The sequence below is a fragment of the Deinococcota bacterium genome (assembly GCA_030858465.1).
Classification (GTDB): Bacteria; Deinococcota; Deinococci; order Deinococcales; family Trueperaceae; genus JALZLY01.
In genome coordinates this window covers 25127-36244 of the sequence record JALZLY010000153.1, presented here as the reverse complement: position 1 = coordinate 36244, position 11118 = coordinate 25127, and the positions used below count along the sequence as shown (strand labels likewise).

The window sequence follows — 11118 nt, the reverse complement described above, 5'->3', positions numbered from 1 at the left end:
CCCCACATACCCCACTCCCAGTCGCCGTGATCGGGGTTGGCGCCTTCGCTCTTGCGCATGACGGTGAGGACGCTGACCATCAGCGTCTCGGGGTCGGTGCTCTCCTTGACGAAAAGGCTGCCTTCGGCGTGGGGGACGGTGAAGGTGCCGTCCTCAAAGCCTTCGGCCGCGGCGGCGTTAAAGTAGACGTCTTTCATCTCGGGGTGGGCGGAGTCGATAAAGGACTTGTCGACATTGGCGCGGTTCCAGGTGTAGTAGTCGGCGATCTCCGAGGGCAGGTCGAGGTCAGAGGCCACCACGGTAAGGGTCAAACTCGTGATGACGATACCGGCGAGCCACGCTAATCGCTTTCTCACTGTTACTACCTCCTTGATAAGCTGCCTCCCATTTTGTGGTTTCGGGTTACAAATGTCTGTCAAATAGACGACCAAGCTCGAGAGTTGCCGGAAGAGATCAAGCGTGTCCGCGCGCGCTACATGGCCCCCGCTCAAAGCCGTGCAGAATGGAAGAGTAACAGCGATGGACAGACCCTGGTATCTCCAAAACACCGGCTGGCTGCGGCGCATGACCGACGAGGACATGATGCTCTTCATGCGCATCTGCCCCGAGCGCCGCTACAGCAAGGGCGAGTGCCTCTTCCGCGCGGGCGATCCGGCGACGGCCCTGCACATCGTCGTCCGCGGTCAGGTCAAGCTGACCGTGCCGACGGCCAGCGGCCACGAGCGCATCCTGGTCGTCTGCGGCGCGCAGGACTTCATCGGCAGCACCTTTGTCGCCGAGAGCGCTCTCTACCAGGGGGACGCCGTGGCCTTGACCGAGACCGTCACCTGCCCGGTGACGCGCGAGCAGTTTCGCACCGTCGCCCTGCACTCGCCGCACACCGTCCTCACCTTTACCGAGATCATGGCGAGCCAGCTCGCCTACTGCCGTTCTCAGCTGAGCGACTACTACTCGCCCATCAAGACGCGGCTGACGAAGGTCCTCCTCGAGCAGGCGAGGCGCTTCGGCCAGCCCGCCCAGGACGGCTGGGTCAGGCTCGAGACCGAGCTCAAGCATTCCGAGCTCGCTTCGATGGTCTCGGGCACACGCGTGAGTGTTTCGACGGCGATAGGCGAGCTGCGCCGCGAGGGCCTTATGGAGGGCAGCCGCGGCGACTACCTGCTCGACGTCGCGGGCCTCGAGGCGGGGCTCGAGGCGTGAGCGTACCCGGCCGAGGTCCGCCGTCAGCGCTCGGCCTCGTGCTCGAGCCGCGCCTCGGCAATACGGGGTGATGTCGGTTGTCCGTGGCGAGAGGGAAAGCCGAGCGGCCACGTCTCATCCAAACGGCGAAAGGAAGGTGTAAGACCTTGGAAGCCGGAACGGCGCAGTAGAGTGATCTGAAGTCCCCAAGTCCCCTTCGGGAATATCCCGACCGCAAAGCGAGGTTTATCATGGCCAGCCAGCCCCTCCAACCCGCCTCCTCCCGCTCCGCGCCCAACTTGCGCGCCTGGGGACCGCCTCTCCTCGCCACGGTCGTGATGCTCCTGGTCATGCTGGGCGCGCGCCTTTTCGCGGCAGCGCCGCTGCCGCCCGAGATGCTCTTCAACTACACCGCCCAGTTTCTCGGCGTGCCCTGGGTTTTCAACCTCATCCACGCCCTGCCTTACGGGGTCGATGCCTACGCCAAGTATGCCCTCTTTGTGACCACGACCGTGGTCTTCGGCCTCCTGTGGCTCGCTCTGGGCAGGCTCTATCCCGCGCTCTCGCGCCGGCTCGGTCGCCTCGGCGCGGGCCTCTTCTACGTCCTCTTCAGCGTCCTCCTGACCGGCCTGGTCCTCATGCCGCTGCAGGGGCTCGGCGTCTTCGGCCTGTCGCCCTTCAACTTCTTCTATCAGCCGCTGGCGTCTCTGCTGTGGAGCGCGGTCTTCGGTGCGGTCTTCGCCCTCGTCCTCCACCTGGCGCAAGCTAGACCGCAGCGGACCGACGAGAGCCGCCGCGAGAGCGTTCGGACCATCGCCGGCGCGGTCTTCGCCCTTGCTTTTTTCGGCACCTTGGGCAAGGACTTTCTCACCGCTCTCGCCCGCGCCCAGGACGCGGTGAGCGAGTTCGTCGCCCGCATCCGCGGCATGCCGGAAGAAGTCACCTCGGTGCGCGAGCACTACCAGGTCTCCAAGAACGTCTTCAACCCCAGCGTGCCCGAGGAGGGCTGGCAGCTCAGGATCACCGGCCTGGTCGAAAACGAGCTGACCTTCACCTTAGACGAGCTGAGGGCCCTGCCGAGCGTCGAGCGCACGAGCACCCTGATGTGCGTCTCCAACCAGGTCGGCGGCAATCTCATCGGCAACAGTAGCTGGACCGGGGTGCCCTTGAGCGAGTTACTGGCGATGGCGGGGGTGGGGCCGGGCGTGGAAAAGCTCATCCTCCGCGCCGCCGACAACTACGCCGACTCCTTCCCGCTCTCGTCGGCTTTTCACGAGGGCGTCATCCTGGCCTATTTGCACAACGGCGAGCCCCTGACCCGCGACCACGGCTTCCCGGCGCGGCTGCTCATTCCCGAGATCTACGGCATGAAAAACGTCAAGTGGCTCCAGGAGATCGAGCTCTCGCCCGAAGCGGGCTTTTTGGGCTACTGGCAGCAGCGCGGCTGGAGCGACAGTGCCATCGTCAAGACGATGAGCCGCATCGACACCCCCGAGGCCACGCGTTTTGACGACGGCAGCGCGGCCATAGGCGGCGTCGCCTGGGCCGGAACGCGCGGCGTCAGCCGGGTCGAGGTTTCCCTGGACGGCGGTGTGACCTGGCAAGAAGCGCAGGTCAAGCCCGCCCTGAACGACATCTCCTGGAACCTCTGGGGCTACCGCTGGAACGCCGAGCCCGGCCAGGTCGAGGTGATGGTCAGGGCCACGGACGGCGCCGGCGAAACGCAAACCGCCCAGAGAACCCCGCCGCTGCCCGACGGCGCGAGCGGCTATCACGGGCTGAGGGTGCGGGTAGCCTAGGTCGCTGCCGACAGCAATCGCAAAGGAGGGCGCGCGCTACGTCCTTTGCGATTCGTTACTTTGCGATTCGTTACCGCAGCGAGCCCTGGCCCGCCTGTGTCGGTCGGTGCAATACCCTTACCCCTGACAGGTCGGCCTTTTGCTTGGCCCGCCACAGGTCGTGCTGCTGTTGCATGTTCAGCCACGAGGTAGCGCTGCCGCCAAAGGCCTTGGCTAGGCGCATAGCCATAACGGAGCTGATACCCGCTCGGCCGTTGACGATGGCGGACAGCGTCTTTCGGGTGACGCCGAGACCTTCCGCGGCGGCGGTGACGCTCAAGGCCAGCGGCTCGAGGTAGAGCTCTCTCAAGACCTCGCCGGGGTGGGGTGGGTTATGCATGTCCATACCTTCCTCCGATTTCCATACCTCAACTGGCGTTCCTTTCGGAATCAGTGATAATCCTCGTAGTGAACCTCATGGGCATTTCCGTTGTCAAAACGGAAGGTGATACGCCAGTTTCCGCTTACGCTCACGGCCCACGCCCCCTTGCGATCACCCTTCAGGGGATGGAGTCCAGAGCCTGGAAAGTTCATGTCCGCGACGATGTCGGCGCTGTCCAACCGTCCAAGGATCAGGCGCAAGCGCCTGACATGATTGGGCTGAACCCTCGAGGCATCGCCTGACTCGAAGAATCTCTTCAGACCTTTGTGGCGAATGCTCTTGATCATGAAGCCCAGCAGTCTCCCCTTAGAGTGTAACCTATTTCGTTACAGGTTACAAGTAACCCTGCCAGGCTGCTACGCCGCCTTGTCGGTGGGCCAGGAGTGGGCTGAGCGTTCGCAGCGGTCAGGAGTCGGCAGGGAGCAGGCAGCTTAAACCCTTATCCTTGCTGTTCGCGCTGGCAAGAAGCGCAGGTCAAGCCCGCCCTGAACGATATCTCCTGGAACCTCTGGGGCTACCGCTGGAACGCCGAGCCCGGCCAGGTCGAGGTGATGGTCAGGGCCACGGACGGCGCCGGCGAAACGCAAACCGCCCAGAGAACGCCGCCGCTGCTGGGCGGCTCGAGCGGCTATCACGGGCTGCGGGTGCGGGTGGCGTAAAGGCAGGAGATTCGACTACTTTTCAAATAGCACGCTGATGCTTTCGCGGTTGTGGATTCTCCTGATCGCCTCGCCAAAGAGCGGCGCCACCGACACGACCTCGATCTTGTCGGAATAGGCTACCGGTTGTGTCTCGATGGTGTCAGTGACTAAGAGGTGGACGATAGGGCTCCGGTCGATTTTCTCCACGGCCCCTTGGGAAAACACTCCGTGCGTGACGGCGGCATAAACCGAGGCGGCGCCACGCTCGACTAGCCTCTCCGCCGCCTCGACAAGCGTCCCGCCGGAGATGGTGAAATCGTCGACGATGAGCGCGGTTTTGCCGCCGACCTCGCCGATAATCTCCAGCACCTCCGCCTTTTCGTCGTGGGCAACGCGCTCCTTATCGCCAATCGCCAAGGACGCCCCCAAGTAGGAGGCGTACTTTCTTGCCTTTTTGGCAAAGCCCATGTCCGGCGCCACGACGACGAGGTCTGAAAACCCCTTCTTTTTGACGGCCTCACACAGGGTGGGCAGGGCGTAGAGGTCATCTACCGGAATGCGAAAGAAGCCTTGAATCTGCGGGGCGTGCAGGTCCATCGTCACGACCCGGTCGGCCCCGGCGGCCTCGATGGCGTCGGCGCAGACTCGAGCGCGAATAGAGACGCGAGGCTCGTCTTTCTTATCGCCTTTCGCATAGCTGAAATAGGGAATGATGGCGGTAACGGATGCCGCACTGGCACGTTTGAAGGCGTCAATCCAGAAGAGCAGTTCCATAAAGTTGTCATTGGCCGGAAAGGCCGTCGACTGCACGAGGTAAACCGGGCGGCCCCTGACGTTTTCCAGAACGCGAACGAAAAGATTGCCTTCCGAGAAGCGCAGTACCTCGCTCTTGCCGGGAATAACGTTCAAGGTGCCGCAGATAGCTTTGGTGAGACGCGGGCTGCCAGAGCCGCCAAAGACCAGGATGTTGTCACTCGGCATCATGCGCTCTCCTCTTTGATGGGATTATGGCACGATGAGATCTCTGGCTTCCTCTGCTACTCTGGAAGCATGGCCGACATCGACCTGCGCGACCCGCGGCTCTACTTCAACCGCGAGCTGTCCTGGCTCGAGTTCAACGAGCGGGTCCTGGAAGAGGCCGTCGATCCGGCCAACCCGCTCTTGGAGCGGCTCAAGTTCCTGGCTATTTTCAGCACCAACCTAGACGAGTTCATGATGATCCGCTACGCGGGCTTAAAGGAACAAGTCGGCGCGGGCATCACCGACCGCACCGCCGACGGCATGACCCCGGCGGAGCAGCTGAGGGCCATCGCCGAGCGGCTGCACCCGGCTGTGGCCCGTCACCGGTATGTTCTCGGTCACGAGGTCCTGCCGCGGCTCGAGGAGCACGGCGTCATGCTGGTGCCTATCCGGGACCTATCCGTAGCCGACCAGGAGGCGGTGGATACCTTTTTCGAGCGCGAACTCTTTCCGGTCCTGACGCCCCTGGCCATCGACTCGGCGCATCCCTTTCCGCGGCTGCCCAACTTGAGCTTTTCGATGATGTTGGAACTCTGCGACTTAGAGACGCGCGAGCGGCACTGGGCGGTGGTGCAGGTGCCGAGCGTCCTGCCGCGCTTTTTGCGCTTGCCCGAGCGACCGGGCGCGGGGTGCGAGGAACACCGCTTCGCTCTCCTGGAAGAGATCGTCCGGGCCAAGGTGGACGCGCTCTTTCCCGGCCTCAGGGCGACGCACGCCTACGCCTTTAGGATCACCCGCGACGCCGACATCGAGATCGCCGAGGACGAGGCCGATGACCTCCTGCGCGTCATCGAGGACGAGGTGCGCAAGCGCCGCTGGGGCGACGTGGTCAGGCTCGAGGTGAGCGCCGACATGCCCGAGGCGCGGCGCGAATACTTGCGCAAGACCTTGAAGCTCGAGCGCGACGACGTCTACCACATCGCCAACTATCTGAACGTGGCGGACTTTTTCGACCTCTCCTCTTTGGAGATCGACGGCTTGCGCTTTGAGCCTCACGTCACCCGCCTGCCGACGGAGTACCGGGGCAAACCGGATATTTTCTCCGTGATTCGTGAGCAGGAGGTCTTGCTCCACCACCCCTTCCACGCCTTTGACTCGATTCTGGCCCTGTTGGAGACGGCTGCTGAAGACCCCGACGTCTTGGCGATCAAGCAGACCCTGTACAGGGTGGGCCCCAAGTCACGGGTGGTCAAGGCGCTGGCGCGGGCGACCGGGAACGGCAAACTGGTCACGGCCATAGTCGAGCTCAAGGCGCGCTTCGACGAGCAGAACAACATCGTCTGGGCGCGCGAACTCGAGCGCGCCGGCGTTCACGTCGTCTACGGCCTGGCCGGCCTCAAGACCCACTGCAAGACGCTGTTGGTGGTGCGCCGCGAAGGTGACGAGATTCGCCGCTACGTGCACCTGGGCACCGGCAACTACAACCGGGCCACCAGCGACGTCTATACCGACTTCGGCCTCCTGACCTGCGACGCGGGTTTGGGCGCGGACGTGTCCGAGCTCTTCAACCACTTGACGGGCTATTCCAAACAGATGAGCTGGCGCAAGCTCTGGGTCGCCCCCGGCACCATGCGCAAGAGGACCCTGGAGGCCATCGAGCGCGAGACCGAGCACGCCCGCGCGGGCACGAGGGTCCGCATCCTGATCAAGATGAACTCGCTGGTGGATCCGGAGGTTATCCGCGCGCTCTACCGCGCCTCGCAAGCGGGCGTGCCGGTGGATCTTATCGTGCGCGGCATCTGCTGCTTGCGCCCGGGCGTGGCGGGCGTCAGCGAAACCATCCGGGTGCGCAGTGTGGTGGGCAGGTTCTTGGAGCACTCGAGAATGCTCTACTTCTATAACGGCGGCGCCGAGGACCTCTACCTCAGCTCGGCGGACTGGATGCCTCGCAACCTGAACAGCCGCGTCGAGACGGCCTTCCCGGTCGAGGACCGCCGTCTCAAGAGAAAACTGATGGAGGTCTTCGACCTCTACTTGCGCGACAACGAGAAGGCCCGCGTGTTGGGAGAGGACGGCTGCTACCACCGGGTGGGGCGCAAGCCGGGCCAGCGGCGCTTGAGCGCCCAGGAGAGGTTGCTCGAGCTCTCGGCGCGCAAGCTGACCCAGCTTTGAACGCCAGCTTACGCGTTATCGAGCTCCTCGAGCCAGCTCATCACCGCCTCGGCGGTGCCCAGGTTGGTCGCCAAGGGCACCCCGTGCACGTCGCAGATGCGCATCAAGGCCGACACGTCGGGCTCGTGGGGCTGCGCGGTCAGCGGGTCGCGGAAGAAGATGACCGCGATGACCTCGTCCTGGGCGACCCGCGCGCCCACTTGCAAATCACCCCCTTGGGGGCCGGAGAGGAGCGCCTCGATCTCGAGCTTGGCCTTGCTCTGCAAGACGCCCGCGGTGGTGTGCGTGGCCATCAGCCTGAAGCGGCTCAGCGTCTCACGGTGGTCGCGGACGAACATGGCCAGGTCGAGTTTTTTCTTGTCGTGGGCGATGAGCGCGATGGCTTTCATGAGGCCACTCTACCGCAGCGGCCGGCTGCCCCCGCAGCGCCGGAGCCGGTCGAGCAGCCCATGGTTCTCATGCCGAGCCGGTAGCATGGCGCCAGCGACAGCGCTAGAGCGTGGCAATATGCTCGAGAAGGGAGAGGAGTGAACACGCTCAAGCCGCTCCTACGCATTCCGAACGATTGCGCAACAACCGGACTCCGTATCATCCTGATCTTGCTCGCCCTGAGCGGGACCGCCCTTGCCGAGCTCGGCCCGGAGGCGAGGCTCGAGCTGGGGCGCGCCCGAGAGGCCGCGGCGCGCGCGCGAGCGAGCTATAGCGCCCATCACAGCGACCAGAACCTCTGGCAGGAGGCCATTCACCACGGCAACCGGGCGCTGGCGCTGGCCCCGGACGCCCCCGAGGTTCACCGCTTTCTGGCCGAGACCTATACCACCACCCGCTGGCAGGCGCGCGCCTGGGCGAGCTGGACCCGCTACGCCGAGCTGGTGTCCCGTCTCGACCTCGCCGCCCTGCGCCAGCTCGGCGAGGTCGGGCACGGCTTGGCCGCCGGCCGGGCCCAGGCGGGTGACGCGGCGGGCGCGGCAGAGGTCTACCGGCACATCATCAGGGTAAGTCCCGGTGACCTGGACGCGCTGACGGGGTTGGCGCGTCACCACCTGGCGCGCGGCGAGCCGGAGGCCGCCCTGCCGTACTGGCAGGAGCTCTCGCGGCTTCAGCCGGAGGACGAGGCGGCCTCTCATCAGGTCGCCGTCATCACCGACGGCTTGCGCTACGGCGCGGCGGCGGCCACGGCCTACTACGGGGGCCGGCGGGCCGCCGCCGAGGGCAGGCCCCTAGAGGCGCTCGCCGCCTTCGAGGCGGCCGCGGCCGCCAATCCCCTCTACACGGCTGCCTCCATAGGCGCGGCCCGGGCCAACCAGGAGCTGGGCCGCCTCGAGGCCGCCGAGCGTCTCTGGCGCCGGGTCCTCGCGCTCGAGCCGGGCGATGAGGAGACCGCTGGGGAGACCGCTGCGGAGGCCGCCGAGGCGCTCGAGCTCCTGGCCGAGGGGCGCCTGTGGGGGGTGCGGGCGGTGACGCTCCTGCGCTCGGGGCTCCTGGCCGAGGCGGAGGGCTGGGTGCCCGAGGCCTCGGGCTACTTCCAGCACGCCGCCGCCGCCAACCCCCGCTACAAGGACGCCTTCGTTCACTTGGCGCGCAACCACGAGCGTCTGGGCGAGCCCATGCGCGCCTATCTCGCCTGGCGGCAGGTCCTCAGGCTCGACCCCAGGGACCCAGAGGCGCCCGGCGCCCTGGCCGCCCTCGAGCGCCAGGCGCTCTACGGCGCGGTGCCGGGCCGGGCCTTTTATCAGGGGCTCGAGCGCTCTCTCGCGGGCGACCATGGGACCGCCGCCGAGCACTTCGGGGTGGAGACGGTCCTGCATCCGCGGAGCGAGGCGGCCTGGGCCTACTTAGCGCGCAGCCGCTTCGCCCTGGGCGACTACAGGGCCGCCCGGCGCGCCTTCGAGGCGGCGAGAGCGCTCAACCCCGCGGAAGCGAGCTACCCCTATTACCTGCGCGAGATAGGCCGCCGCTTGGAGGAGAACGCCCCCTAGAGCCGCTCGCGGAGCCGTCGGGGTGCCCAGGAAGCGGTCCGCCGGCCTCATCTACTTCATCTTGCCGTCATCGCCCTCATGGCTTGGGCGCGCATGCTCTACGGTGTCGGTTGATGCGGACGCGCTCCCTTCGCTGACACCCCTTGAGATTTCGTGTACCCCTGAACACCCTGCGCAAGAGGCGGCGCAGGGTGTTTCAGCACTGCGTTCGACCATGATGCTTGGTCACGGTGCTTGGTCACGGTGTTTGGTCACAGTGCTTGGTCACGAGCAGCCCGCGGGCCGACATCAGCTAGCTGGCAGCGCTCGAGCCGACGCCCTTCCATGCCTGGTCTATGCCTGGGACGCCGGGGCCGGTGAAGGGCGTCAGCAGGCTCGGGATGGGGCTTTGCCGACCCCGCTCTCGGTAGCCCTTGTCCAACCGCACCAGCCCTGAAACAGGTGGCAGGGTATTAGGGCGGTTCAACTCCGCCCCAAACTGTGCTAGAATCCGCTATCGATGCCTCACAGTTCGCGTCTACGGTGGCGCTACCCCCTTCTCCTGATCAGCCTCTTCAGCTTGCTCCCTCTCGGTCTGGCCCAAACCGCCGGCGCGGGCGGGCAAATTTCTTTGGGTCAGGTAGGCCTGCTCGTCGTCCTCCTGTTCTTGTCGGCGACCTTGTCCGGCTCCGAGACCGCCCTGACCGCGGTCGGCCGCTGGAAGATCCGCCAGATCCGCGAGGAGGGCAAGGACCCTAGCGGCGTCTTCGCGCTGCTCGAGAAGGACCCCACCCGCTTTATCACCACCTTGCTGATCGGCAACAATCTGGTCAATATCGCCGCGACCGCGCTCGTCACCCAGATCACTCTGGGCGTCGCCGCACGCTACGGCACCACCGAGGCGGTGGCGCTCGCCTACGCTACCGGCATCATGACCTTTTTGCTGCTCGTCTTCGGCGAGATCACGCCCAAGTCCTTCGCGGTTCATCACGCCGTAGCGGTGGCGCGCTTCGTCATCCGGCCCGTCTACGGGCTCTCGGTGGTGCTCTACCCGCTCGGCAAGGTCTTTACCTTTATCGCCAGCAGCTTCTTGAGGCTCTTTCGTCTGGAGCCCGCCAATTCGCCCTTGATCACCGAAAACGAGCTGAGGCTGATGCTGCAGAGCGCCGAGGAGTCGGGCGTCATCGAGGCGCAGGAGCAGGAGATGATCCGCGGCGTGATCGACTTGGAGGAGACGAGCGTCCGCGAGGTCATGGTGCCGCGGGTCGATATCGTGGCGATCTCCGAGGAGGCCAATCTGGGCGACCTGCTGACGGTGGTGACCGAGCACGGCTACAGCCGCGTGCCCATCTACCGGGGCACCGTGGACGACGTGCGCGGCATCGTCTTCGCCCGCGACCTCTTGGCCTTCTTGACGCGCAAGGAGAGCCTGACCGAGACGCGCGTGGCCGAGCTCGCCGCGCCGCCGCAGTACGTGCCCGAGACCATGAACGTGATGAGCCTCCTGCGCGAGATGCGCCTCAGAAAAAATCACATGGCCATCGTGGTGGACGAGTTCGGCGGCACCGCCGGGCTGGTCACCTTGGAGGACATCATCGAGGAGATAACCGGCGAGATCTACGACGAGACCGACGAGGAAGAGGCCGAGGAGATCATCTCCTTGGGGGACGGCTGCTACCGCATCCGCTCGCAGACGCACCTGGAGACCGTCGGCAGCGAGCTCAAGGTCGCCTTTGACGACGAGGGCGAGTACGACACCCTGGCGGGCTTTCTCTACAGCCGCTTCGGCTACATCCCGCAGCCCGGCGAGACCATCAGCTATGAGGACTACCGCTTCGAGGTCGAGGAGGCCGACGAGCGCCGCATCCTCTCGGTCCTGGTGGCGCCCGTCACCCTGACCCCCGCAGAGGTGCCCGAAAACAGCACCGTGGACGGCTGAAGCAGGATGGCCGAGCTGGATGGGGCCGCAGGAGCCGAACTGGAGGCTG

Annotated in this window: 10 protein-coding genes; 5 read left to right on the top strand and 5 right to left on the bottom strand. The window is 65.4% G+C overall.

Annotated features, from left to right (window positions below; genetic code table 11):
• Positions 1 to 356 (bottom strand): hypothetical protein (locus M3498_07515; GenBank protein ID MDQ3459132.1); only part of this gene is annotated, 356 nt, incomplete at its 3' end.
• Between the two features lie 163 nt (positions 357 to 519).
• On the opposite strand from M3498_07515, the gene M3498_07510 reads away from it, so the two are divergent.
• Together M3498_07510 and M3498_07505 are read left to right on the top strand one after the other, a co-directional pair.
• Positions 520 to 1200: a Crp/Fnr family transcriptional regulator gene (locus M3498_07510; protein ID MDQ3459131.1), complete on the top strand. Its 681-nt coding sequence runs from the start codon at positions 520 to 522 to the stop codon at positions 1198 to 1200.
• Between the two features lie 230 nt (positions 1201 to 1430).
• The gene (locus M3498_07505; GenBank protein MDQ3459130.1) at positions 1431 to 2978 is read left to right on the top strand and encodes a molybdopterin-dependent oxidoreductase; all 1548 of its coding nucleotides are present in this window, start codon (positions 1431 to 1433) and stop codon (positions 2976 to 2978) included.
• 70 nt (positions 2979 to 3048) lie between these two features.
• Here M3498_07505 and M3498_07500 read toward each other — a convergent pair whose 3' ends face one another.
• The 3 genes from M3498_07500 to M3498_07490 form a co-directional block, all read right to left on the bottom strand.
• On the bottom strand, positions 3049 to 3363 hold the full coding sequence (locus M3498_07500; GenBank protein MDQ3459129.1) for a HigA family addiction module antitoxin: 315 nt from the start codon (positions 3361 to 3363) through the stop codon (positions 3049 to 3051).
• 44 nt (positions 3364 to 3407) lie between these two features.
• Positions 3408 to 3686, bottom strand: coding sequence for a type II toxin-antitoxin system RelE/ParE family toxin (locus tag M3498_07495; GenBank protein MDQ3459128.1), 279 nt, complete (start codon positions 3684 to 3686; stop codon positions 3408 to 3410).
• A 387-nt stretch (positions 3687 to 4073) separates the two neighbouring features.
• Complete coding sequence (locus tag M3498_07490; GenBank protein ID MDQ3459127.1) at positions 4074 to 5021, bottom strand: ribose-phosphate pyrophosphokinase; 948 nt, start codon at positions 5019 to 5021, stop codon at positions 4074 to 4076.
• Between the two features lie 69 nt (positions 5022 to 5090).
• On the opposite strand from M3498_07490, the gene ppk1 reads away from it, so the two are divergent.
• The gene (gene ppk1 / locus M3498_07485) at positions 5091 to 7172 is read left to right on the top strand and encodes a polyphosphate kinase 1 (protein ID MDQ3459126.1); all 2082 of its coding nucleotides are present in this window, start codon (positions 5091 to 5093) and stop codon (positions 7170 to 7172) included.
• A gap of 8 nt (positions 7173 to 7180) precedes the next feature.
• Here the strand turns inward: ppk1 and M3498_07480 are convergent, their stop codons facing one another.
• Complete coding sequence (locus tag M3498_07480; protein MDQ3459125.1) at positions 7181 to 7561, bottom strand: methylglyoxal synthase; 381 nt, start codon at positions 7559 to 7561, stop codon at positions 7181 to 7183.
• Between the two features lie 210 nt (positions 7562 to 7771).
• Between M3498_07480 and M3498_07475 the strand changes: the two genes are divergently transcribed.
• Positions 7772 to 9151 carry a hypothetical protein gene (locus M3498_07475; GenBank protein MDQ3459124.1) on the top strand — a complete coding sequence of 460 codons (1380 nt, stop codon included), beginning with the start codon at positions 7772 to 7774 and terminating at the stop codon, positions 9149 to 9151.
• 559 nt (positions 9152 to 9710) lie between these two features.
• Complete coding sequence (locus M3498_07470) at positions 9711 to 11069, top strand: hemolysin family protein (protein MDQ3459123.1); 1359 nt, start codon at positions 9711 to 9713, stop codon at positions 11067 to 11069.
• The last annotated feature ends 49 nt before the right edge of the window (positions 11070 to 11118 follow it).

Bases quoted from the DNA above. Each gene is read 5' to 3' on its own strand.
- M3498_07480 (MDQ3459125.1), bottom strand. From the start codon at position 7,561: ATGAAAGCCATCGCGCTCATCGCCCACGACAAGAAAAAACTCGACCTG.
- M3498_07495 (MDQ3459128.1), bottom strand. From the start codon at position 3,686: ATGATCAAGAGCATTCGCCACAAAGGTCTGAAGAGATTCTTCGAGTCA.
- M3498_07510 (MDQ3459131.1), top strand. From the start codon at position 520: ATGGACAGACCCTGGTATCTCCAAAACACCGGCTGGCTGCGGCGCATG.
- M3498_07500 (MDQ3459129.1), bottom strand. From the start codon at position 3,363: ATGGACATGCATAACCCACCCCACCCCGGCGAGGTCTTGAGAGAGCTC.
- M3498_07490 (MDQ3459127.1), bottom strand. From the start codon at position 5,021: ATGCCGAGTGACAACATCCTGGTCTTTGGCGGCTCTGGCAGCCCGCGT.
- ppk1 (MDQ3459126.1), top strand. From the start codon at position 5,091: ATGGCCGACATCGACCTGCGCGACCCGCGGCTCTACTTCAACCGCGAG.
- M3498_07505 (MDQ3459130.1), top strand. From the start codon at position 1,431: ATGGCCAGCCAGCCCCTCCAACCCGCCTCCTCCCGCTCCGCGCCCAAC.